Below are 23598 nucleotides of genomic sequence, written 5' to 3'. Positions count from 1 at the left end.
CTCGCGTTATGACACGGTCATGACAACGGGAAAACGCCCTCTTTGGCAAAGTTCAAAGGAAACTTTGCGGATCGATATCGAGCTGCACATGCACGCTGCCCCGCTCCTTCGGACCATTGGCCAGCAATGTACGGAGAAAAGACTGCATGTCGGAATTGCGCCGCCCGTGCACCAGGAGACGAAAACGGTGGCGGCCGCGGATGAGCGCGAGCGGCGCTTCCGCCGGGCCGAGCAGCATGATGCCGGTGACCTGCGGGGCTGCGGCCCTTAAACCACGCGCATGGGTTTCCGCTTCCCCGCGCGTATCGGCGGAAACGATGATCGAGGCAAGGCGGCCGAAGGGTGGCAGCACGGCCTTTTCCCGCTCCACGATCTCCCTTTCGTAAAAGGCCGAGGCATCACCCGAAACGATCGCCTGCATCACAGGGTGCTGCGGCTGGTAGGTCTGCAGCAGGCCATGGCTCTTCAACCCCGTTCGTCCGGCGCGGCCGGTCACCTGCGAGAGCAGCTGGAAGGTTCGCTCCGCCGCGCGCGGATCGCCATTGGCAAGGCCGAGATCGGCATCGACGATGCCGACGAGCGTCATCAGGGGGAAGTTATGCCCCTTGGCAACGAGCTGCGTGCCGATGACGATATCCGCCTCACCCTTGACGATGGCCTCCAGCTCCAGCCGCAGCCGCTTGACACCCATGAGATCGGAAGAGAGCACGATGGTGCGGGCCTCGGGAAAATGTTTCTCCACCTCCTCGGCAATGCGCTCCACCCCCGGCCCGCAGGCCACCAGATGATCGAAGGTTCCGCATTCCGGGCAATGGTCGGGTGTCGGCTCGTTATGGCCGCATTGATGGCATTGCAATTGATTGCGGAAACGGTGCTCCACCAGCCAGCTGGAACATTGCGGGCACTGGAAACGATGGCCGCAGACCCGGCAAAGCGTCAGTGGCGCATATCCGCGACGATTAAGGAAGAGGAGAGACTGCTCCCCCTTCTCGATCGTCTTGCCGATGCCCCGCAGCAGGACGGGTGAGAGAAATCCTCCCCTTTCCGGCGGATGGCGGCGCATATCGACAAGATGCAGGTCCGGCATCGCCGCATCACCGAAACGCGTATGCAGGTGAATGGTATTGTATCGCCCCGAACTGCCGTTGACCTGGCTTTCCACCGACGGCGTGGCCGAGACCAGCACGACAGGGAATTCGGCGATACGCGCCCTCACCACAGCCATGTCGCGGGCATTATAAAAGACGCGATCTTCCTGCTTGTAGGCAGGGTCATGCTCTTCATCGACGATGATGAGACCGAGATTATCGAAGGGGAGGAAAAGTGCCGAGCGCGCGCCGGCCACCACCTTCACCTCACCCGTCACCGCCTGCCGCCAGACCTTTTCGCGCATGCGCGGCGACAGATCCGAATGCCATTCCGCCGGTTTCGCGCCGAAACGATCCTGAAAGCGCTCGAGAAACGCCGCCGTCAGGGCGATTTCCGGCAGCAGGATAAGGACCTGCTTGCCCTGCCTCAGCGTTTCGGCCACCGCCTCGAAATAGACCTCGGTCTTGCCGGAGCCGGTGACGCCGTCGATCAGCGAGACATGAAAACCGCCCTTGCGCACATCTTCAAGTATCTCCGATGCTGCCTGCCGCTGCGGACCCTCCAGACGCGGCTCGACATAGTCAGGGTCGGGCTCGGGCACCACTGGCGGCGCGGGCAGGAAAACCGTCTCGAACACGCCCTGCTTCACGAGACCGTCGATGACGCTGGTCGAGACGCCGGCGGCATGGGCAAGCCCGCTTTTCGTCCAGCCGTGGCCTTCGGCCGCCAATTCCATCACCCGCTCGCGGGCGGGGGTCAGGCGCTCCGGCCTGCCTTCGGTCAGCCGCAGCCCCTCGATCATCGGCTCGGGATCGAAGGCGGCGGGCGCGCGCAGCGCCATGCGTGCCACGAGGCCGGGCGGAGAAAGCGTATAGGCCGCAACCCAGTCCACGAAGCGGCGCATCTCCGCCTTCAACGGCGGGCACTCGAAACTCTTGGTGATGGGCCGCAGCTTCTTCGGATCGACGCCCTTCTCACCAGCATCGTCCCACACCACACCGAAGACCTGCCGGGGGCCAAGCGGCACCTGCACGACGGAACCGGTCTCGACCACCATATCCTCCGGCACGGCATAGCTGTAAGGCCCGGGCGCCGGCATGGGCACCAGAACGGGCACCGTGCGCGTGGGCGACGGCGGGTCGAACAGAGCCCCAAACAGATCGGACGAATCTTTTGCCATGATGTGGCGACCATGCCCCGGCGACAGGAAAAAGGAAACCGCCCGGATGTAGTGGGCGCGCCCGGCAAAGTCTACCTCTTAACCAAATACTGACCATAAGCGCATAGTTTCGGGTATGGAATGGAGCGCCGCGTGACCGAAATCCTGACATTTGCCGAACCCGATCTCCTGAACGAGCGCCAGTCCTGGCTCGTCGCCCTTGCCGGCGAGCGCCGCCTTGCCGACAATACCGTCGAGGCTTATGAGCGCGACACGCGCCAGTTCCTGACATTCCTCACCGGCTATAATGGCAAGCCAGCCGCCATAAGCGATATAACCGATCTGCGCCCCGTCGATCTTCGCGCCTTCCTGGCCAACCGGCGCAAGGAGGGGGCCGGCGCGCGGTCGCTCGGACGGCATCTGGCCGGCCTGCGCTCGCTGTTGCACCACCTGCAGAAAAAAGGTCTCGTCAACGCGGCGGGCGCCACCGCCATGCGCGCACCAAAACAACCAAAATCCCTGCCGAAACCGCTGACCGACCGGCAGGCGCTGAAAATCACCACGGCCGAAGCGCAACTGAACGAAGAACCGTGGATTGCCGCCCGCAACGCCGCGGTCCTTTCACTGCTTTATGGCTGCGGCCTGCGTATTTCCGAGGCGCTCAGTCTCACGCCCACCGATTTCCCGCCCGGCACCCGCAGTCTGCGTATCACCGGCAAGGGCAACAAGACGCGGATCGTGCCGTTGCTGGCAGTGGTCACGGAAGCAGTCGATGCCTACAGGAAGCTCTGCCCCTATGCTCTGGCGGCGAATGAACCGATGTTCCTTGGCGCGCGCGGCGGCAAGCTGCAACCCGCCATCATCCAGCGGGAAATGCAGAAGCTGCGTGGCGCTTTCGGCCTGCCGGAAAACGCCACCCCGCATGCGCTGCGCCATTCCTTCGCCACCCATCTTCTGGCCGGCGGTGGGGATCTGCGCACCATTCAGGAACTGCTCGGCCATGCGAGCCTCTCCACCACACAGGTCTATACCGGCGTCGATACCGCGAGACTGCTGGAAATCTACGACAACGCCCATCCGCGCGCATGAAGCAGGAAATGGTTAACCATAAACATTAACCAGACGTCCAAGCCACCGTTCTATAAGCGAACAAGAACCGGATTGGACCGATGCACAGCCTGATAAAACCTCAAAATCTCACCGCCACCCTGATGGGCAAAACCGGCGACGCCCTGCTCTGGCTGCTGGCGGCCCTGCATGTCACCGCCGTTGCCATCCTGCTCATGACCTTGCTGTCGCTGGGTCAAGCGGAAGCCGCGGAGCAGAATATCACCTGCACGGGCAGCGACATTCTCGTGGAGATGCGCAAGACCGATCCGGAAGCTTTCGCAAAGATCGAGCAGGAAGCGGTCGCCATCCCGAACGGCAAGGGCAATTTCTGGCGCATCGAAAAGGCAGGCACGGCCCCATCCTATCTTCTCGGCACCATGCATGTTACCGATCCGCGTGTTCTGGAAATGCCGGCCGCCGCCAGCCCCGCCTTCGAAAAGGCCGCAACGGTGATCGTGGAGTCGGACGAGATCGTCGACGACAGGAAGGTCGCGGCATCGCTGCTGGGCAAGCCCGAACTCACCATGTTTCTGGATGGCAAATCGATCACCGACATCCTGTCGGCCGAAAATGTCGCCCGCCTGGAAAAGGGTCTCAAGGAACGCGGCATTCCGCTGAATGCGGTTTCGCGGATGAAGCCCTGGATGCTGTCGAGCTTCGTCGCCCTGCCCGCCTGCGAATTCGCCCGCAAGGCGACCGGCCTCTCCTTTCTCGACAAGAAGCTGGCCGAAGACGCGATTGCGGATGGAAAACGGCTTGTTGGCCTTGAGACCATGGTCGAGCAGCTGACGGCCATGTCCGAACTGCCGATGGAGTTTCATCTTCAGGCGCTGATCGAAACGCTGGAACTCGGCGACCGCATGGACGACGTGATGACGACCATGACCGATCTCTATGTCACCGGCGATATCGGCATGACCATGCCCATGCTGAAAAGCCTGGACCCAAAGAAGGCCGCAGCGGAAAGCGAGCAGGGCTACGCCGCCTTCGAACAACGCATCATCACCGATCGCAATCACGTCATGGCCGACAGGGCCACCCCCGAGCTTGCCAAGGGCAATGTCTTCATGGCCGTCGGTGCATTACATCTGCCGGGTGAAGAAGGCCTTGTCGAACTGCTGCGCGCAAAGGGTTTCACACTCACGCGGGTTGACTGAACGACTAGGTCCCGCTGTTGGCAGGTCGGACATCGCTGCAGAACGGCCGCATCGTCGCCGGCACGATACGGCGGTGAAACGGCCCGACGGCAAGAAGATAAAGCCGCCCGAACAGGTTCTTGCACCGAACGATGGTGGTGACACTCACCAGCTGGCGGCTTCCCTTTTCTTCGAGGTCAACGACGATCCTGAAATCCAGATGGCGGTCATCGAAGCCCAGCACGGTCCGTTCCGGTGTGGAAAACAGGACCGGAAATCCGCCCGCCGAAGCGTCAGCCACCAACTCGACCGTTTTTAAGCCGAAAAGCGAAACGATACGGTTTCGAAGTGCCATCAGCCCGCTAATCCATGCCGGAGGATGATCGAGAAGAAGCCTGCTCACATCGAGCGAGGTCACTCCCGGCGTCATCATCTCTCCCTGAAAGCGATCTCGCCAGTCGGCGCCCGGCAATATGTCTTCGCTGTTTCGCATCTCTGTACCCCAGCCGCCCGGTGCGGCAAGGACCACCATCGTCTTTTTCCAACGGGGCGGAAACGCGACAAACCGCCGCTCGGACCCCTAGCCGTGCGTCATGCGCTTCAGGAGGTTGGTGCGCCAGTAGAACTGGTGAACCAGAACGGCGGCGACATGGCCGGCGATCAGCACCCACATCAGCACCTTGAACGGGCCGGAATGCAGTTGCCCGGCCGGCTGCGCGCCGAAGTAATAAGCGGCGATGCCGGATAGCGGCAGAACGAAGAACAGGGCGTAGAAGGTGAAATGCGCTACCTTCGCGGCGATCTGAAACGGCCGCGGCTCTTCGGCCGGATGCGGCGGCACGCCCTGGAAAAAGCGCAGACTGAGACGCAGGACCGCAAGCAACAGGATGGCGAAGCCGACATAGGCATGGATATTGGCCGAAGAAATCTGATCCGGCGTCAATGTTTCGCCCCGTCGCATCAGCCGGTAGGCATGGGCCATGGCGTCGGGAAACAGCAGATTGAAGAGGATCAGAAGCGCCATTGCCCAATGAATGGCACGCTGCGGAACGGAAAAGGAAACTTGACTGGAAGATGCCATTTTATTGCCTTTTATCAAAAGGTTAGACAGGCTATGGCACATAGTATGAAAAACCCCGGCCTGCATGGCAAGCCGGGGTTCAACAGATGACTGAAATTTAATATTCGAACGTTGGGCTCAACGCCGATCACATGTGGATCGGCTTGAAGAACGTCGCAAGTGCTGCTTCCTTGACGGCTTCCGACATGGTCGGGTGCGCATGGCAGGTGCGGCCGAGATCTTCCGAAGAACCGCCGAACTCCATCAGCACGGTGATCTCGTGGATCATTTCGCCAGCACCGAAACCGACGATGTGGCCGCCGAGAACCCGATCAGTTTCCTTGTCGGCAAGGATTTTCACGAAACCATCCGTCACCTGCATGGCGCGAGCGCGGCCATTGGCGGTGAAGGGGAACTTGCCGACCTTGTAGGCGATGCCAGCGGCCTTCAGTTCCTCCTCGGTCTTGCCGACGGAAGCGATTTCCGGCTGCGTGTAAACGACTGCCGGAATGACGTCGTAGTTCACGTGGCCACGCTGGCCGGCGAGAATTTCGGCAAGCGCAACGCCCTCGTCTTCGGCCTTGTGCGCCAGCATCGGGCCCTTCACCACGTCGCCGATCGCATAGATGCCATCGACATTGGTCTTGAAATGGCTATCGATTTCGACGCGACCGCGGCTGTCCAGCACAACGCCTGCTTCCGCAAGGCCGAGACCTTCGGTGTAGGGCTTGCGGCCAGTGGAGATCAGCACGACATTCGCTTCCAGCGTTTCGGCAGCGCCGCCCTTAACCGGCTCGAACACCACCTTTGCACCGGCGGCGGTCTTTTCAACGGCCGTCACCTTGGCGCCGAGCTTGAAATCGAGACCCTGCTTGGCGAGCAGACGCTGCGACTGCTTGGAAACTTCGCCATCCATGCCGCCGAGAATGTTGTCGAGATATTCGACGACGGTGACCTTCGCGCCAAGGCGCGACCAGACCGAACCGAGCTCGAGGCCGATGACGCCACCGCCAACGACGATCAGCTTTTCCGGAACCTTGGAAAGGGCGATTGCGCCGGTGGAGGACACGATGACGGTTTCATCGATATCGACCTTGACACCGGGAATGCCGGCAACGTCAGAACCGGTGGCGATGACGATGTTCTTCGCCTCGATTTCCTGTGTCTCACCCTTGTCGTTGGTGACGGAAACCTTGCCGGCGGAAACCACCTTGCCGGTGCCCTGGAAGGCATCGATCTTGTTCTTCTTGAACAGGAAGGACACGCCGTCGACATTGGCCTTCACCACGCCGTCCTTGTGCGCCATCATCTTTTCAAGATTCAGCTTCGGTGCTGCAACTTCGATGCCGAGCGAATCGACGCCGTGGGCGACATGGGCGAAGGTTTCGGACGCATGCAGCAGCGCCTTGGACGGGATGCAGCCGACATTGAGGCAGGTACCGCCATAGGTCGCGCGCTTTTCGATGACGGCGACCTTGAGGCCGAGCTGTGCCGCCTTGACCGCGCAAACATAACCGCCGGGGCCTGTGCCGATTACAACTACATCATATGCCATGTTCGTTTTCCTGATTGATGTCGGGCAAGATGCGGGATCATTGCCCTGCTTGCGTTTGACCTGAAACTCAGGCCGCTTTTTCCGTTGCGAGTTTTATACCGAGTGCGATGAAGACCACACCGCTGGTGCGGTCGATCCATTGGCTGGCGCGCTGAAATGCGGCGCGCATGCGTGGCGTCGTCATGAACAGGCTGACACCGACGAACCACAGGATGAGGCAGCTTGCCATAACGAGACCGTAGCCGAATTTGATGGCGACCGGCGTGTGGGCGTGAACCACCGTCGAAAAGATCGACAGGAAGAAAAATACCGGCTTGGGGTTGAGCGCATTGGCGGCGAAGCCGAGCGTGAAAGCCTTCAGGGCGGTCTGGCTGCTCTTCATCTGAACGCCTGCCTCATCTTCCGCGGCAGGCAACTCGGTCTTGCCGGCGCGCAACGCCTTGATACCGATGTAGATGAGATAGGCAACGCCGAGCCATTTGACGATATTGAAGAGATAGATCGACTGGGAAATGATGAGGCCAAGTCCGAGGATCGTATAGGTGACATGGAACATCAACGACGTTCCCACACCGAAGCTGGTGATGATGGCCTGTTTGCGCCCATGCACCATGGCCTGACGCATCACCATCGCAAGATCAGCCCCGGGGGAGACGATCGCGAAGGAGAAGATCGCCATCAGGGATGCGAGTTCGATGAGATATTGATGCATAGGCTCAACCTCAGATCAGCGCGACAAGCATGAGGACCAGACCGCCAAGGGAAACGACCCACGCGATCGACCGCACATAGGGAACGCCTGCAAGATAAAGCGGGATGTAGACGAGGCGCGCCACGGTCCATATCCAGCCGCCCGTCAGCCCCCAGCCTGAGGCATCGCCGACGATCGCAAGAGCGAGAACCAGACCGACGAAAGCCGGATAGGTCTCCCGAAAATTATCCGAGGCGCGCTGCGCGCGTCCCGCAAAAACCCCTTTGAAATCCAGACGCACATCACGCGCGCCCGCATTCCAGGCAAGGCCAACTTCCCGCGTGGCGGACATGGCCTGAAGGCAGATATGCAGGAGAAGAAGAATAACGCTGAGCGCCAGCAGGAACACGAAAGGTCCATTCCCGCCGGCCAGGTTTTCCATCCCTCTTCTCCCCTATCCAGTCTTAGAGATCGAGAACCAGACGTTCCGGATCTTCTAGGCTCTCCTTGACGCGAACGAGGAAGGTCACGGCTTCCTTGCCGTCAACGATACGGTGATCGTAGGAGAGCGCAAGATACATCATCGGACGGATGACGACCTGACCGCCGATAGCGACCGGGCGCTCCTGGATCTTGTGCATGCCGAGGATACCCGACTGCGGTGCATTGAGGATCGGCGAAGACATCAGCGAGCCGTAGACGCCACCATTGGTGATGGTGAAGGTGCCGCCCTGCATGTCGGCCATGCCGAGCGAACCGTCGCGGGCTGCCTTGGCGAGGCGGCCGAGTTCCTTTTCGACGCCGGCGATGGAGAGCTGGTCGGCATCGCGGATGACGGGAACGACGAGACCCTTGTCGGTGCCGACAGCCATGCCGACGTGACAATAGTTCTTGTAGATGATGTCCGTGCCGTCGATTTCAGCGTTGACGGCCGGCAGTTCCTTCAGCGCGTGGGTGACGGCCTTGGTGAAGAAGCCCATGAAGCCGAGCTTGACGCCATGTTTCTTCTCGAACACGTCCTTGTAACGGTTACGCAGGTCCATGACCGCACTCATGTCCACTTCGTTGTAAGTGGTGAGCATGGCGGCGGTGTTCTGCGCATCCTTCAGGCGACGTGCGATCGTCTGGCGCAGACGGGTCATCTTCACGCGCTCTTCGCGAACCTGATCCTGCTCGGCCGAAACCGGACGGGGAGCAGCAACCGGTGCCGGGGCGGCGGCAGGCGCCGAAACACCCTTGGCGACGGCGGCAAGAACATCGCCCTTCAGAACCTGGCCACGCTTGCCGGAACCGTCGACCTGATCGGCAGACAGGTTGTTTTCAGCAAGCAGCTTGCCAGCGGCGGGTGCCGGCGGCATGGCGCTGGCAGCCGAAGCAGCAGGTGCCGGTGCGGCAGCGGCCGCAGCGGCAGGCTTTGCCGGTTCTGCTGCCGGTGCGGAGGTCGCAGCGCCGGCGGCACCTTCGGCGATCTGGCCGAGAAGCGCGTCGAGACCGACGGTCTCGCCGTTCTGCGCAACGATTTCGGTGAGAACGCCGGACGCAGGCGCCGGGACTTCTACGGTAACCTTGTCGGTTTCCAGTTCAACGAGCGGTTCGTCGGCCTTGACGGTATCGCCGACCTTCTTGAACCAGGTGCCGACGGTCGCTTCGCTGACGGATTCGCCGAGGGTTGGTACGCGGATTTCAGTGGCCATGATCTAGTTCCGTTATTCAGGTGTCTTTTTTGCGGGGCGATGCGGGAGAGTTCTCACTCTCCCAGCGCGTCTTCCAGGAACGCAGCAAGCTGCGCCAGATGCTTGGACATCAGGCCGGTCGCCGGAGAGGCGGCAGCCGGACGGCCCGTGTAACGGACCTTCTGGTACTTGGCGTCGATATGCGCCAGAACCCACTCCAGGTAAGGATCGATGAACGACCACGCACCCATGTTCTTCGGCTCTTCCTGGCACCAGACCATCTCCGCATTGCGGAAGCGCGACAGCTCGTTGATGAGAGCCTTGGCCGGGAACGGGTAAAGCTGTTCGACGCGCAGCAGGTAGATATCGTCGATGCCACGCTTTTCGCGTTCCTCGAGCAGATCGTAATAGACCTTGCCCGTGCACATGACGACGCGGCGGATCTTCGAATCCTTCTGCAGCTTGATCGGACCGTCCTTGATGACCTCCGCATCGTCCCACAGGAGACGGTGGAAGGAGGACTCGCCCGCCAGTTCGGCCAGCGAAGAGGTGGCGCGCTTGTGACGCAGCAGCGACTTCGGCGTCATCAGGATCAGCGGCTTGCGGAAGTCACGCTTCACCTGGCGGCGCAGGATATGGAAGTAGTTTGCCGGCGTCGTGCAGTTGGCAACCTGCATGTTGTCTTCAGCGCACATCTGCAGCCAGCGCTCCAGACGGGCGGACGAATGTTCCGGACCCTGACCTTCGTAACCATGCGGCAGAAGGCAGACGAGACCGGACATGCGCAGCCACTTGCGTTCACCCGAAGAGATGAACTGGTCGAACACCACCTGCGCGCCGTTGGCGAAGTCGCCGAACTGGGCTTCCCAAAGGGTCAGCGCATTCGGACGGGCCAGCGAATAGCCATATTCGAAACCAAGAACGGCTTCTTCCGAAAGCATCGAGTTGATGACTTCGTAACGGGCCTGGGTCGGCGAAAGGTTGGCGAGCGGAATATAACGCTCTTCGGTTTCCTGATCGTAGAGAACCGAATGACGCTGCGAGAAGGTGCCGCGTTCGCAATCCTGACCGGAAAGACGAATCTTGTGGCCGTCGGCAACGAGCGAACCGAAGGCAAGCGCTTCCGCCATTGCCCAGTCGATGCCTTCACCCGTCTCGATCATCTGCGAGCGGTTTTCCATGAAGCGCTGGATGGTGCGGTGGGCGCTGAAACCTTCCGGAATGGTCGACAGCTTCTTGCCGATTTCCTTGAGCTGCTTCATCGGCACGCCGGTCTTGCCACGACGCTGCTCATCGGCATTGTCGGCGGCGCGCAGACCCGACCACTGACCATCAAGCCAGTCGGCCTTGTTCGGCTTGTAGGACTGGCCTGCCTCGAACTCCTGCTCAAGATGAGCGCGCCAGTCGGCCTTCATCTTCTCGAATTCGCCTTCGCTGATCAGACCTTCGGCGATCAGACGGTCGGCATAGATGCGAGCGACCGTCTTGTGAGCGCGGATGACCTTGTACATCTTCGGCTGCGTGAACGCCGGCTCATCGCCTTCGTTATGGCCGAAGCGGCGGTAGCAGAACATGTCGATGACGACAGGCTTGTGGAACTTCATGCGGTATTCGGTGGCAACCTTGGCCGCATAGGTCACCGCTTCCGGATCATCGCCGTTAACATGGAAGATCGGCGCTTCGATCATCTTGGCAACGTCGGACGGATAGGGCGACGAACGCGAGAAGGCCGGGTTCGTCGTGAAACCGATCTGGTTGTTGATGATGAAGTGCATGGTGCCGGCAACGCGGTGACCGCGCAGGCCGGAAAGGCCGAGAATTTCAGCAACCACGCCCTGACCCGCAAAAGCGGCGTCGCCGTGCAGAAGCAGCGGCAGCACCTTGGCGCGTTCGGAAAGCGGAATGATATCGCCGTCCCAAACCTTGGCCAGCTGGTCCTGCTTGGCGCGGGCCTTGCCCATGACGACAGGGTTGACGATTTCAAGGTGCGACGGGTTAGCCGTCAGCGACAGGTGAACCTTGTTGCCGTCGAATTCGCGGTCGGAAGACGCACCGAGGTGGTACTTCACGTCGCCCGAACCTTCAACGTCGTCAGGCTTGAACGAACCGCCCTTGAATTCGTGGAACACGGCGCGGTGCGGCTTGCCCATGACGTTGGTCAGAACGTTCAGGCGGCCACGGTGGGCCATGCCGAGAACGACTTCTTCCAGGCCTTCCTGGCCGCCGCGCTTGATGATCTGCTCGAGCGCCGGGATCAGCGATTCACCGCCATCGAGGCCGAAACGCTTGGTGCCCTTGAAACGCACGTCGAGGAACTGCTCGTAACCTTCGGCTTCGACCAGCTTGGACAGAATGGCCTTCTTGCCTTCAGCCGTGAAGGCAACGCCCTTGTCCGGACCTTCGATGCGCTCCTGAATCCAGCCTTTTTCTTCCGGGCTGGACATGTGCATGAATTCGACGCCGATGGTGGAGCAGTAGGTGCGCTCCAGAATATCGATCATCTCGCGCACCGTCGCATATTCGAGGCCGAGCACGTTATCGATGAAAATCTTGCGGTCGTAGTCGCTTTCCTCGAAGCCATAGGACTTCGGAGACAGCTCGTTGTAATCTTCAACCGCGACCGCGATGCCGAGCGGATCGAGCTTGGCGTGCAGGTGGCCGCGCATGCGGTAGGCGCGGATCATCATGATGGCGCGAACGCTATCACGGGTCGCCTGCAGCACTTCGGCTTCGCTGACCGGCTTGCCGGTGTCGGCGCTCTTGGCCTCAGCCTTCGCCTGAACCTTCTTTTCGATGGCCTTTTCGACCGTGGCCCAGTTGCCGTCGAGTGCGGAAACCAGTTCGCCATTTGCCGGGATAGGCCAGTTGGCGCGCTTCCAGGAGGCGCCCTTGGCCGCCTTCTTCACGTCTTCCGGGTTATCGGACAACGCCTTGAAGAAGCTCTGCCACTCCGGCGACACGGAAGAGGGGTCCTCTTCGTACCGGGCATAGAGCTGCTCGATATAGGCTGCATTCGCGCCGTCCAGAAACGACGTGATCTGAAACTGCTCGTTCGCTTCTTGCCTTGCCATTGTGTTCTTGCGGACTTGTCCGTCCGCCTCCTCGATGCCGTTAGGGCCGTTCGCCGGCCTGCCGCTTTGATTATTGCTGTCTGCCGCCGGAGCGGTATGCCGTCTGTCTGTCTTCTTGCGGCATCGGGCAGCGCAGCGTTGAAGCCGCGCCGCCCGTTACCGGTCTCATGTGGTCTCAGCCCTTGAGGACTTCAACCAGCGTCTTGCCGAGGCGCGCCGGGGAAGGCGAAACCTTGATGCCGGCTGCTTCCATGGCTGCGATCTTGGACTCTGCGTCGCCCTTGCCGCCGGAAACGACAGCACCGGCGTGGCCCATGGTGCGGCCCTTCGGAGCGGTGCGGCCTGCGATGAAGCCGGCCATCGGCTTCTTGCGACCCTTCTTGGCTTCGTCGATCAGGAACTGTGCCGCATCTTCTTCAGCCGAGCCGCCGATTTCGCCGATCATGATGATCGACTGCGTGGCTGCGTCAGCGAGGAACATTTCCAGCACGTCGATGAACTCGGTGCCCTTGACCGGGTCGCCGCCGATGCCGACAGCCGTCGTCTGGCCGAGGCCTTCGTTGGAGGTCTGGAACACGGCTTCATAGGTGAGCGTGCCGGAGCGCGAAACGATACCGACCGAACCCTTGCGGAAGATGGAGCCCGGCATGATGCCGATCTTGCATTCTTCCGGCGTCAGGATGCCGGGGCAGTTCGGGCCAAGCAGGCGCGACTTGGAACGGTCGAGGCGAGCCTTGACGCGAACCATGTCCATGACCGGGATACCTTCGGTGATGCAGGTGATGAACGGAATTTCCGCATCGATGGCTTCGATGATGGCATCTGCTGCACCTGCCGGCGGAACATAGATCACGGATGCGTCTGCACCGGTCTTTTCCTTGGCTTCGGCAACCGTTGCGAAGATCGGCAGGCTTTCGCCCTTCGATCCGGTCCAGGTTTCGCCACCCTTCTTCGGGTGAATACCGCCAACCATCTGCGTGCCGTAGTAGGCAAGCGCCTGTTCGGTGTGGAAGGTACCGGTCTTGCCGGTCAGACCCTGAACGAGGATCTTGGTGTCTTTATTAACGAGAATAGACATTATTTCCGGTCCCTCAATTAGCCGTTGATCGCCGCGACGATCTTCTTGGCTGCGTCGTCCAGATCGTCAGCAGCCGTAATCGCAAGGCCCGATTCGTTCAGGAGCTTCTTGCCAAGTTCGACGTTGGTGCCTTCGAGGCGAACAACGAGCGGAACCTGCAAACCGACTTCCTTCACCGCGGCGATAACGCCTTCGGCGATGACGTCGCACTTCATGATGCCGCCGAAGATGTTGACGAGGATACCCTCGACCTTCGGGTCAGCCGTGATGATCTTGAAGGCTGCAGCAACCTTCTCCTTGCCGGCGCCGCCGCCGACGTCGCAGAAGTTAGCCGGCTCTTTGCCGTAAAGCTTGATGATGTCCATCGTCGCCATGGCAAGACCTGCACCATTGACCATGCAGCCGATGTTGCCGTCGAGCGCCACATAAGCGAGGTCCCACTTGGAGGCTTCGATTTCCTTGGCGTCTTCTTCGGTCTCGTCGCGCAGCGCCTTGACGTCGTCGTGACGGAACAGCGCGTTGCCGTCGAAGGACATCTTGGCGTCGAGAACGCGCAGATGGCCATTTTCCATGACGATCAGCGGGTTGACTTCGAGGAGCGCCATGTCCTTCTCGTTGAAGGCCTTGTAGAGGATCGGGAAGAGCGACTTGGCATCTTCCGCGGCAACACCCTCAAGCTCGAGAGCCTTGGAGATCGCAGCAACGTCGGCGTCGGTTACGCCCTTTTCCGGGTTGATGGCGATGGTGTGGATCTTTTCGGGCGTGTCGTGGGCGACAGCCTCGATGTCCATGCCGCCTTCGGTGGAAACCACGAATGCGACCTGGCCGACGGAACGGTCAACCAGCAGCGAGCAGTAAAGTTCGCGGGCAATGTCGGCGCCGTCTTCGATGTAGAGACGGTTGACCTGCTTGCCGGCGTCGCCCGTCTGGGCCGTTACCAGCGTGTTGCCGAGCATGTCCTTGGCATGGGAAACGACTTCGTCGATCGACTTCGCCAGACGAACGCCGCCCTTGGCGTCGGGGCCGAGTTCCTTGAACTTGCCCTTGCCGCGACCGCCAGCGTGAATCTGGCTCTTGACGACGTAAAGCGGGCCGGGAAGCTGCTTTGCAGCAGCTTCGGCTTCTTCGACCTTGAGGATGGCGACGCCTTCAGCAACCGGCGCGCCGTAGCCCTTCAGAAGAGCCTTGGCCTGATATTCGTGAATATTCATGGAATAATCCCTGTTTGGAGCCGCTTGGAGCTATTACTTCAGCGACGGAGCGATGTTGACGCAGGCTTCGCAAAGACCAGCGACAGCGCCGACGGATTTCTGGAAGGCGGCCTCTTCTTCCTTGTTCAGTTCGATCTCGATGATGCGCTCGATACCGCCGGCACCGATGATGGTGGGAACGCCGACATACATATCGTCAACGCCATACTGGCCCGACAGATGGGCAGCGGCGGGCAGAACGCGCTTCTTGTCCTTGAGGTAGGATTCAGCCATTTCGATCGCCGAAGCAGCCGGAGCGTAATAGGCGGAACCGGTCTTCAGCAGGCCGACGATTTCCGCGCCACCGTCACGGGTGCGCTGGATGATCTGCTCGAGGCGCTCGGCGGTCAGCCAGCCCATCTTGACGAGATCGGTCAGCGGAATGCCGCCAACGGTGGAATAACGTGCAAGCGGTACCATCGTGTCGCCGTGACCGCCGAGAACGAAGGCAGTGACGTCCTGAACCGAAACGTTGAATTCTTCAGCCAGGAACAGGCGGAAACGGGCGCTGTCGAGAACGCCGGCCATGCCGACGACCTTGTTCTTCGGCAGGCCGGAGAACTTCTGCAGGGCCCAGACCATGGCGTCGAGCGGGTTGGTGATGCAGATCACGAAAGCGTTCGGGGCATATTTCTTGATGCCGGCGCCGACCTGTTCCATGACCTTGAGGTTGATGCCGAGCAGATCGTCGCGGCTCATGCCGGGCTTGCGGGCAACACCGGCGGTGACGATGCAGACGTCTGCGCCTTCGATGGCGGCGTAATCGGAAGCGCCGGAGAGCTTTGCATTGAAGCCTTCAACCGGGCCGGACTGGGCAATATCCAGACCCTTGCCCTGCGGGATGCCGTCGGCGATGTCGAAGAGGACGATATCGCCCAGTTCCTTCAGGCTGGCGAGATGCGCCAGCGTGCCGCCGATCATGCCAGAACCAATAAGTGCAATTTTTTTGCGAGCCATCGAATGCTTCCTCTTGAGCTTCAATTCAATTTCACCGCGCCAAACCGGCAGCCAAATTGTCGCACTTCGATTAACCCCATTGGCCAAAATTGGCAACAGATTCTTTTGTGGTGAATATTTTCAATCGTTTAGATCATTATTTTCTTACGTAAACGTAAGAAAATACGTCACGAAAGTGTCAAACTTTCTGCCGTTTCTCGTGGTGTAGCGCCAGATAATCAGCACTGCGCATTTCAAACAGGCGCGAGGCAGTGCGATCGAATTCGAAACCTTCCGTCCCCTTGCGCTTGCCGAGCAGGTCTTCCGGCATGGCCGCGGCAGAAGCAAAAAGCCTGACGCTGTGATCGTAAAGCGCATCGATGAGGATGATGAAGCGCTTGGTCTCGTTACGCTTGTCCGCGTTCAGGAGCGGGATATGGTCAACGAAGACCGTATCGAAACGGTTGGCGATGGCAAGGAAGTCGGAAGCGCCGAGCGGCTTTTCGCAAAGGTCGGAAAAGGAAAAACGGGCAATCCGGCCGCTGGCGCGCGGCACCAGAATGGAACGGCCCTTCATGGGGATCTCGGTTGGCGCAACGAGGTGACCGGCAATCATGTGCCGCCAGGCCATGTCCATCGCCTGATCCGCTGAGCCGTCAAGCGGCGTGACGTAGACCGGCAGGCTTTCCAGCTTCTCCATCCGGTAGTCTGTCGGGCTATCCAGCGTTACCACTTCGACATGCTTCTTCAGCAGATCGACGAAGGGCAGGAACAGGCCGCGATTGAGACCGTCCTTGTAGAGATTATCCGGCACGACGTTGGAGGTCGTCACCAATGTACAGCCATTGGCAAATAGCTCGCTGAACAGGCGCGCGAGGATCATCGCATCGGCAATATCCGTGACGGTGAACTCATCGAAGCACAGAAGTTCGGCTTCCGCCAGAAGCTGGGCGGCGACGGGCGGAATGGGATCGGCCTGTTTGGTTTCGCCATTCTTCAGTTTCTGCCGGTGTGCATGCACGCGATTATGCACATCCGCCATGAATTCATGAAAATGGCAGCGCCGCTTGGAAGAGACGGGCGCCATCTCGTAAAACATGTCCATCAACATCGTCTTGCCACGGCCGACGCTGCCATAGACATACAATCCCTTGACCGTCGTTGCCGGGCCGGACTTGCGGGCGAACATCCAGCCGAGCGCGCTCTTTTTCTTGGCGGGCTTGCGTGCCTTCAGATCGGCAAGAATGCGGTCGAGATGCGCCGCTACGCCAAGCTGGGCAGCATCGGCCTGCAAGGTGCCAGCTGCCGTCAATGCGTTGAGCTGTTCAACGACACTATGATTGTAATCAGGCAATGGCTTCATGAAAAAGCGCCTCGGTCGCGGGCGCAACAAAGCACCCGCGAGGAATGGAATGGCTCACAACAAGGAAGGCGATCCGGCTGCACCGGAAATGCTCATCGGCTGAGGCTGAGTGGCTGGCCACTATTGGTCGTGCCGTCAAAACGCGCATCGGCGCTCTTGTAGACACGGCCGATCGTATCACCGGAACGGTTCTTGAAGAGGACCATCTTGCCGGACACTTCCCAGGAGCCCATCGCCGTCAACTCGCCCGAGCAACCGCGCGTGCCGCCACGCGAACCGCTGCCCAGGTTGGTGAGCGTCAGGAACATGTCGCAATTGGCGCCGCCATTGGAGACACGCCAGTTGCCGACCATGGATTCCTTGGTGACATCAAGTGCGGCTGCCGGCGGAGCGGCGGAAGCAACATTGGTGCCGCCGGGAGCTGCCGAGGCAGGCGCCGACGGGAACTGGCCGCCGGTGGCACCACCGGGCGGCGGCAGGGCGCCGGACTGAACGGAGGGAACCGGCTGCGCCTGCAATGGCGGCGTATAACCGGGATTGTTGCTGCCGTTGTTGTTGTAATCGTAGGAGGTACGTTGGCAACCGGCGAGAGTCATCACAACCGCAAGGCCCGTCACCACATATCTGAATTGCATATCAAGCTCCCGATTCTCTCGCTTCAGGAAAGACCATGATCAAACAAGAAGGCTGAATTATTACCAAAGCCTTATCTTGCGCAAGCGATGGCCGGGATAATTACCATTTCGGTCGATTTTTACCGAATTTTCCCAGGCCCGGTTGTAAAAAGAGCCGCGGCAGAGACCGCGGCCCGGATTGATTGCCGTTACCAGCGAATCGCCTTTAGACGCGACGCTCGACCATCATCTTCTTGATTTCGGCGATCGCCTTGGCCGGGTTCAAGCCCTTCGGGCAGGCCTGCGCGCAGTTCATGATGGTATGGCAGCGATAAAGGCGGAACGGATCCTCGAGATTGTCGAGACGCTCACCCGTTGCTTCGTCGCGGCTGTCGATCAGCCAGCGATAGGCCTGCAGCAGAACGGCGGGACCGAGGTAGCGGTCGCCATTCCACCAGTAGCTGGGACAGGAGGTGGAGCAGCAGGCGCACAGGATGCACTCGTAAAGACCATCCAGCTTCAGACGGTCCTCATGGCTCTGCTTCCATTCCTTGGCGGGCGTCGGCGAAACCGTCTTCAGCCAGGGCTCGATGGAGCGGTGCTGGGCGTAGAAGTTCGACAGGTCAGGAACGAGGTCCTTCACAACCGGCATGTGCGGCAGCGGATAAACCTTCACCGTGCCGTTAATCTCTTCCATGCCCTTGGTGCAGGCGAGCGTATTGGTGCCGTCGATGTTCATCGCGCACGAACCGCAAATGCCTTCGCGGCAGGAGCGGCGCAGCGTCAGCGTCGGGTCGATATTGTTCTTGATGTAAAGCAGTGCATCGAGAACCATCGGCCCGCAATCATCGACATCGATGTAATAGGTATCGATGCGCGGGTTCTGGCCGTCATCCGGGTTCCAGCGATAGATGCGGTATTCGCGCACATTCTTGGCACCATCCGGCTTCGGCCAGACCTTGCCTTCGCTGATCTGGGAATTCTTGGGGAGAGCGAGTTCAACCATATCCAGTTCCTCAAATCAGTAGACGCGCGCCTTCGGCTCGATCTTTTTCGGATCGATGCCGTCGGCGATCAGGTCGGTGTGGACCGGGCGGTAGTCGAGCTTCACGTCGCCTTCCGGGCTGACCCAGGCAAGCGTGTGCTTGCGCCAGTTCACATCGTCGCGACCGGCGAACGGACCGTCGACGAAATCCTCGCGGGCGTGCGAACCGCGGCTTTCCTTGCGTGCTTCCGCGCCATAGACCGTGGTGATCGCATTGGCCATGAGGTTATGCAGCTCGAGCGTCTCGACCAGATCGGAGTTCCAGACCATCGAACGGTCGGTGACCTTGACGTCGGGCAGTTCCTTCCAGATGGCCGAAAGACGCTTGCAGCCGCTTTCCAGCGATTCCTGCGTGCGGAACACGGCCGCATCGTCCTGCATGGCGCGCTGCATCTTGTCGCGCAGCACCGCCGTCGGCGTCGAGCCATTGGCGTAACGCAGGCCGTTGAAGCGGTCCATGATCCTGTCGCAGGCGGCCGTATCGAGCGCGGGCACCGGCTCGTTGCGGTCGATGATCTGCGCAGCGCGGATCGCAGCGGCGCGGCCGAAGACCACGAGGTCGATCAGCGAGTTGGAACCGAGGCGGTTGGCACCATGAACCGAGGCGCAACCGGCTTCGCCGACAGCCATCAGGCCGGGCGCGATGCGTTCCGGGTTGTTGGCATCGGCATTCAGCACTTCACCCCAATAGTTGGTCGGAATGCCGCCCATATTGTAGTGAACCGTCGGCAGAACCGGGATCGGCTCGCGCGTCACGTCGACGCCGGCGAAAATCTTCGCGCTTTCGGAAATACCCGGAAGACGCTCATGCAGGATCGCCGGATCGAGGTGATCGAGATGCAGGAAGATGTGATCCTTGTTCTTGCCGACGCCGCGGCCTTCACGGATTTCCATCGTCATGCAGCGCGAGACAACGTCACGCGAGGCAAGATCCTTCGCCGATGGCGCATAACGCTCCATGAAGCGCTCGCCTTCGGAGTTGACGAGATAACCGCCTTCACCGCGTGCGCCTTCGGTGATCAGGCAGCCTGCGCCATAAATGCCGGTCGGGTGGAACTGGACGAATTCCATGTCCTGGAGCGGCAGGCCGGCGCGGGCAATCATGCCGCCGCCGTCGCCGGTGCAGGTGTGGGCAGAGGTCGCCGAGAAATAGGCGCGGCCGTAACCGCCGGTCGCCAGAACCACCATCTTGGCGGCAAAGCGATGGATCGTGCCATCATCGAGGTTCCAGGCGACGACGCCCGTGCAGCGGCCGTCTGCCGACATGATGAGGTCGAGCGCGAAATATTCGATGAAGAATTCCGCATTGTTGCGCAGCGACTGGCCATAAAGCGTGTGCAGAATGGCGTGGCCGGTACGGTCGGCGGCGGCGCAGGTGCGCTGCACCGGCGGGCCTTCGCCGTAATTCTGCATGTGACCGCCGAACGGGCGCTGGTAAATCTTGCCCTCGGCATTGCGCGAGAAGGGCACGCCGTAGTGCTCCAGCTCATAGACCGCCTTCGGCGCTTCCATGGCAAGATATTGCATCGCATCGACGTCGCCCAGCCAGTCGGAGCCCTTTACGGTGTCGTAAAGGTGCCACTGCCAACAGTCGGGCGTCATATTGGTGAGCGATGCGGCGATGCCGCCCTGCGCCGCGACCGTATGGGAGCGCGTCGGGAAAACCTTGGTGATGCAGGCCGTGCGGAAACCCTGTTCCGCCATGCCGAGCGTTGCGCGCAGACCCGCGCCACCGGCGCCCACCACGATCACGTCATAGGAGTGATCGACATAGGTGTAGGCCTTGCCATTCTGGGAAGGTGAACTGATCGATGCCATGGCGGACTTATCCTGCGAATGCGATTTTCAGAATGGCGAAGATGGAAAGACCGCCAATCAGGATCGCGAAAAACGTATTGAGCATCAGAAGAACGAGCTTCGAAACCTCGGCGTGAACGTAGTCTTCGATGATGACCTGCATGCCGAGCTTCATATGGATGAGGCCGGAGACCAGCACCAGAGCCATGATGACCGCAACGAGCGGGTTCGACAGCGCGGCGACGACTTCCGGATAGGGCGCACCGGCATATTTGATGAGGAAGATTACGAAGAAGATCAGCAGCGGAACGTTGGCGACCGCTGTGACGCGCTGGCGCAGGAAATGGTCGGTGCCTTCCTTGGCGGAGCCGAGGCCGCGAACCTTTCCGAGGGGTGTACGCATATCCATGAAAAATCTCCTCAGCGCACGATCAGGACGATGACCCAGATCAGCGCGGTCAGACAGATCGACGCGACCCACGAGGCCTTTGCCAGCTTGGTGGTAAAGTGCTTGTCGAAGCCATGCCCCAGATCCCACATGAAGTGGCGAAGGCCGCCCAGCATGTGGTGGACCAGAGCCCAGGTATATCCGATCAGGATAAGCCTGCCGATGATCGTGCCCATCGCCCAGTTGACCCAGTCGTAATAGGCAGGGCCCGAAGCGAGCGCGATCAGCCACCAGGCAACCAGAAGCGTTCCGAAATAAAGTGCACCGCCCGTGATGCGGTGCACGATGGATGCAACCATCGTCGGAATCGGCTTGTAAATTTGAAGATGCGGCGACAGAGGCCGGTTATTTGTCACATTCGCCATCAGAACCTCGCGGCGTTTTCCCGTGCGCCCGTAAGATCGGACGCCCCCAAGCAACAGCACATGACGAAAGAATGTGCATTGCACCAACCGCGACGTTTAATCACATGGGGGCGTCACCACAAGCATATTTCATGACCGATTCGAATTTAATCGATTGGTTCACGAATTTTTTTTGGATTTTTTCATGTCAAAATAAAAAATCGAGCGTTTCCAAGATTTACGCCCTCAAAATATTTACCTTTACGTAATTCAGAAAAGGTGTAATTTACGATTGGTTAACCTCGAAAACCGGAGCATGAAGCTCATGTTACAGCGCCGAATCGCCGCCCTGACCATGATGGTCGCAGGCGCTATTTTTACCTTCGTGCCGCCGGTAGCGGCAGAGGATTTTTATGGCCGCCACCAATATCGTCACCATCAATCCGAGGTAAGCTTCTCCACCGATGGATTGCCATCCGCCCTCCCCGGCGGCACCTATGTTGGCGGCATATCGGCGCTGCGGGTGCGCGGAAACGGCAATTATTTCGCGATCAGCAGCGGATTTTCGCGAAGAAGTGTAACGGATAGAGCGGGCGTACAACTAGCCCCCAAGGCGAAAATCATCTCTGTCCATGCCGAAAACGCAGACGATGCCTGCGCATACGAACATGGCGTCTGCATCATCAGGCCCTGATCAAATAAAACGCCACACCGTGGTCTTCTTCACTTCGCTGTCTTCAAGCGCCCGCGTCACCGGCACCTGATAGGTCGCCTCGGGGTGAAGCCGCTCCTTGGGCAGATAGGCCCGGCCCGGATCGCCGACGAGCACACTCACGCCCTTTTCCGTCAATTCCAGAAACCATGGCACGAGACGGTCGGCGAAGGCACGGTCGTAAAACACGTCCCCCGCCAGCAGAACATCCGCCTCGACCGGCTTTCCGACCAGGTCGAGCCCCGTAAAGCCGATATCCACGCCATTGAGCGCCGCATTCAACCGAATGGCCGTTTCCGTCCACGGATCGATATCGGCGGCCAGAACTTCACGGGCGCCGGCCTTCGACGCCGCGATGGCGACCAGTCCGGAGCCGCTGGCGAAATCCAGCACGCGCTTGCCGCAAACGCTTTCAGGATGATCGAGAACATAGCGGGCAAGCCCCTGCCCACCAGCCCAGGCAAAGGCCCAGAAGGGCGGCGGCAGGCCGACCGCCTCCAGCTCCTCCTCCGTCTTCAGCCACAGCCCATGGGCTTCGGTGGCGAGATAAAGACGTAATTCCGGCACATGCGGCGGGCGCATGATGGCGGCATTGTCGAGAATGAAGCGTTCGGGATCGGTCCTCACCGAAGCATCAATCCGGCGATTTCGGCGGATTGGCAAGACCGCCCATGCGGCAGACCTCGAGATATTCCTCTTCCGTCACCGGCTGCACGGAAAGGCGCATGGACGTCACCAGCGACATCTTCGCCAGCTTCGGATTGGCCTTCACATCCTTCAGAGAGACCGGCTGCGGCACATCGCAGACGGCGCGGATATCAACGCAATCCCATTTCAGATCGCCTTCGGCGGTCGAATCCGGATGCGACAATGCGCAGACTTCGACGATGCCGACGACATCAAGCCCCTCATTGGAGTGATAGAAGAAACCCTTGTCGCCGATTTTCATGGCGCGCATGTTGTTGCGGGCCTGATAGTTGCGCACGCCGGTCCATTCTTCGCCCGCCTCGCCCTTGGCCTTCTGCATTTCCCAGGACCATTTGAACGGCTCGGACTTGTAAAGCCAGTAATTTGCCATGTCCGGTCACGCCCCCGGATTGTTGAAGACCCAATTATAGGGCTTCACATCCACGCTTTCGAACAGACCGGCCTTGGCATAGGGATCGGCATCGGCGATAGCCTTCGCCGCGTCGATATCAGCCGCTTCCACGATGACGAGGCTGCCATTCGGTTTGCCTTCGGCATCGAGAAACGGGCCGGCAATCTTCAATTTACCCTCGGCGTTCAGCGTGTTCAGGTGCTCCAGATGGGCCGGACGCGTCTCCATGCGCACGTTCAGATGGCCGGGCTTGTCCTTGCAGATAAAGGCAAACAGCATTTTCGTCTCCTCGTTAAAGCATGTCTCCCAAAAGTGTCAGCGGTTTTGGGACCAGGACATGCGTAGAATATTATTCGACCGCCCCACCC

23 protein-coding genes are annotated in these 23598 nt (G+C 60.1%); 3 read left to right on the top strand and 20 right to left on the bottom strand.

All coding sequences use genetic code 11. The annotated features are described in order from the left end of the window. Nucleotides 1–52: 52 nt before the first annotated feature. A complete protein-coding gene (locus tag O3S81_RS22870) occupies nucleotides 53–2269 on the bottom strand; it encodes a primosomal protein N' (protein ID WP_269346956.1) in 2217 nt (738 codons plus the stop codon). Nucleotides 2270–2389: 120 nt separating this feature from the next. Here O3S81_RS22870 and O3S81_RS22865 point away from each other — a divergent pair, with 120 nt between their 5' ends. Both O3S81_RS22865 and O3S81_RS22860 read left to right on the top strand, forming a co-directional pair. Further along, on the top strand, nucleotides 2390–3337 hold the full coding sequence (locus tag O3S81_RS22865) for a tyrosine recombinase XerC (protein ID WP_269346955.1): 948 nt from the start codon (nucleotides 2390–2392) through the stop codon (nucleotides 3335–3337). 80 nt (nucleotides 3338–3417) lie between these two features. After that, nucleotides 3418–4515, top strand: a complete 1098-nt coding sequence (locus tag O3S81_RS22860) for a TraB/GumN family protein (RefSeq protein WP_269346953.1) — start codon at nucleotides 3418–3420, stop codon at nucleotides 4513–4515. Nucleotides 4516–4519: 4 nt separating this feature from the next. Here O3S81_RS22860 and O3S81_RS22855 read toward each other — a convergent pair whose 3' ends face one another. From O3S81_RS22855 to sdhC, 16 genes are all read right to left on the bottom strand, one after another. Beyond that, nucleotides 4520–4987 carry a DUF2867 domain-containing protein gene (locus O3S81_RS22855; RefSeq protein WP_269347076.1) on the bottom strand — a complete coding sequence of 156 codons (468 nt, stop codon included), beginning with the start codon at nucleotides 4985–4987 and terminating at the stop codon, nucleotides 4520–4522. A gap of 87 nt (nucleotides 4988–5074) precedes the next feature. Then, entirely contained in the window at nucleotides 5075–5575 is a 501-nt protein-coding gene (locus O3S81_RS22850) for a cytochrome b (RefSeq protein ID WP_269346950.1), read from the bottom strand. Between the two features lie 127 nt (nucleotides 5576–5702). Then, nucleotides 5703–7109, bottom strand: a complete 1407-nt coding sequence (gene lpdA / locus O3S81_RS22845) for a dihydrolipoyl dehydrogenase (RefSeq protein ID WP_269346949.1) — start codon at nucleotides 7107–7109, stop codon at nucleotides 5703–5705. Nucleotides 7110–7176: 67 nt separating this feature from the next. Next, nucleotides 7177–7821, bottom strand: coding sequence for a LysE family translocator (locus O3S81_RS22840; protein ID WP_269346947.1), 645 nt, complete (start codon nucleotides 7819–7821; stop codon nucleotides 7177–7179). A 10-nt stretch (nucleotides 7822–7831) separates the two neighbouring features. Further along, a complete protein-coding gene (locus O3S81_RS22835) occupies nucleotides 7832–8242 on the bottom strand; it encodes an MAPEG family protein (RefSeq protein WP_269346945.1) in 411 nt (136 codons plus the stop codon). A 22-nt stretch (nucleotides 8243–8264) separates the two neighbouring features. Next, nucleotides 8265–9494: a 2-oxoglutarate dehydrogenase complex dihydrolipoyllysine-residue succinyltransferase gene (gene odhB, locus O3S81_RS22830; RefSeq protein WP_080792490.1), complete on the bottom strand. Its 1230-nt coding sequence runs from the start codon at nucleotides 9492–9494 to the stop codon at nucleotides 8265–8267. Between the two features lie 53 nt (nucleotides 9495–9547). Continuing rightward, nucleotides 9548–12544, bottom strand: coding sequence for a 2-oxoglutarate dehydrogenase E1 component (locus tag O3S81_RS22825; RefSeq protein ID WP_269346942.1), 2997 nt, complete (start codon nucleotides 12542–12544; stop codon nucleotides 9548–9550). Between the two features lie 175 nt (nucleotides 12545–12719). Next, nucleotides 12720–13622: a succinate--CoA ligase subunit alpha gene (sucD, locus tag O3S81_RS22820; protein WP_269346940.1), complete on the bottom strand. Its 903-nt coding sequence runs from the start codon at nucleotides 13620–13622 to the stop codon at nucleotides 12720–12722. Nucleotides 13623–13639: 17 nt separating this feature from the next. Next, nucleotides 13640–14833, bottom strand: a complete 1194-nt coding sequence (sucC, locus tag O3S81_RS22815; RefSeq protein ID WP_269346938.1) for an ADP-forming succinate--CoA ligase subunit beta — start codon at nucleotides 14831–14833, stop codon at nucleotides 13640–13642. A gap of 33 nt (nucleotides 14834–14866) precedes the next feature. After that, nucleotides 14867–15829, bottom strand: coding sequence for a malate dehydrogenase (gene mdh / locus O3S81_RS22810; protein ID WP_065114269.1), 963 nt, complete (start codon nucleotides 15827–15829; stop codon nucleotides 14867–14869). Nucleotides 15830–16007: 178 nt separating this feature from the next. Further along, nucleotides 16008–17171 (bottom strand): cell division protein ZapE, encoded by a 1164-nt coding sequence (gene zapE / locus O3S81_RS22805; protein WP_269346935.1) that lies wholly within the window; start codon nucleotides 17169–17171, stop codon nucleotides 16008–16010. 92 nt (nucleotides 17172–17263) lie between these two features. Further along, nucleotides 17264–17806, bottom strand: a complete 543-nt coding sequence (locus O3S81_RS22800) for a protease inhibitor Inh/omp19 family protein (protein WP_080853029.1) — start codon at nucleotides 17804–17806, stop codon at nucleotides 17264–17266. A 205-nt stretch (nucleotides 17807–18011) separates the two neighbouring features. Beyond that, nucleotides 18012–18791, bottom strand: a complete 780-nt coding sequence (locus O3S81_RS22795; RefSeq protein WP_003523509.1) for a succinate dehydrogenase iron-sulfur subunit — start codon at nucleotides 18789–18791, stop codon at nucleotides 18012–18014. A 15-nt stretch (nucleotides 18792–18806) separates the two neighbouring features. Then, nucleotides 18807–20648: a succinate dehydrogenase flavoprotein subunit gene (gene sdhA / locus O3S81_RS22790; protein WP_149742089.1), complete on the bottom strand. Its 1842-nt coding sequence runs from the start codon at nucleotides 20646–20648 to the stop codon at nucleotides 18807–18809. A gap of 7 nt (nucleotides 20649–20655) precedes the next feature. Then, nucleotides 20656–21036 carry a succinate dehydrogenase, hydrophobic membrane anchor protein gene (gene sdhD, locus O3S81_RS22785; protein WP_003504989.1) on the bottom strand — a complete coding sequence of 127 codons (381 nt, stop codon included), beginning with the start codon at nucleotides 21034–21036 and terminating at the stop codon, nucleotides 20656–20658. A gap of 11 nt (nucleotides 21037–21047) precedes the next feature. Beyond that, entirely contained in the window at nucleotides 21048–21440 is a 393-nt protein-coding gene (sdhC, locus tag O3S81_RS22780) for a succinate dehydrogenase, cytochrome b556 subunit (protein ID WP_006310797.1), read from the bottom strand. A gap of 304 nt (nucleotides 21441–21744) precedes the next feature. Here sdhC and O3S81_RS22775 point away from each other — a divergent pair, with 304 nt between their 5' ends. Further along, the gene (locus O3S81_RS22775; protein ID WP_269347075.1) at nucleotides 21745–22113 is read left to right on the top strand and encodes a hypothetical protein; all 369 of its coding nucleotides are present in this window, start codon (nucleotides 21745–21747) and stop codon (nucleotides 22111–22113) included. Here the strand turns inward: O3S81_RS22775 and O3S81_RS22770 are convergent, their stop codons facing one another. Genes O3S81_RS22770 through O3S81_RS22760 form a run of 3 tightly spaced genes read right to left on the bottom strand, consistent with a single transcriptional unit; the run spans nucleotide 22114 to nucleotide 23509 of the window. After that, nucleotides 22114–22758 (bottom strand): class I SAM-dependent methyltransferase, encoded by a 645-nt coding sequence (locus O3S81_RS22770; RefSeq protein WP_269346925.1) that lies wholly within the window; start codon nucleotides 22756–22758, stop codon nucleotides 22114–22116. 7 nt (nucleotides 22759–22765) lie between these two features. Then, nucleotides 22766–23209 (bottom strand): EVE domain-containing protein, encoded by a 444-nt coding sequence (locus O3S81_RS22765; RefSeq protein ID WP_269346923.1) that lies wholly within the window; start codon nucleotides 23207–23209, stop codon nucleotides 22766–22768. 6 nt (nucleotides 23210–23215) lie between these two features. Further along, a complete protein-coding gene (locus O3S81_RS22760; RefSeq protein WP_269346921.1) occupies nucleotides 23216–23509 on the bottom strand; it encodes a YciI-like protein in 294 nt (97 codons plus the stop codon). Nucleotides 23510–23598 lie beyond the last annotated feature (89 nt).

Source organism: Agrobacterium sp. SOY23 (genome assembly GCF_027212525.1).
GTDB lineage: Bacteria > Pseudomonadota > Alphaproteobacteria > Rhizobiales > Rhizobiaceae > Agrobacterium > Agrobacterium tumefaciens_I.
The sequence above is the reverse complement of the archived record's forward strand: the minus strand, read 5'-3'. Positions and strand labels throughout refer to the sequence as shown.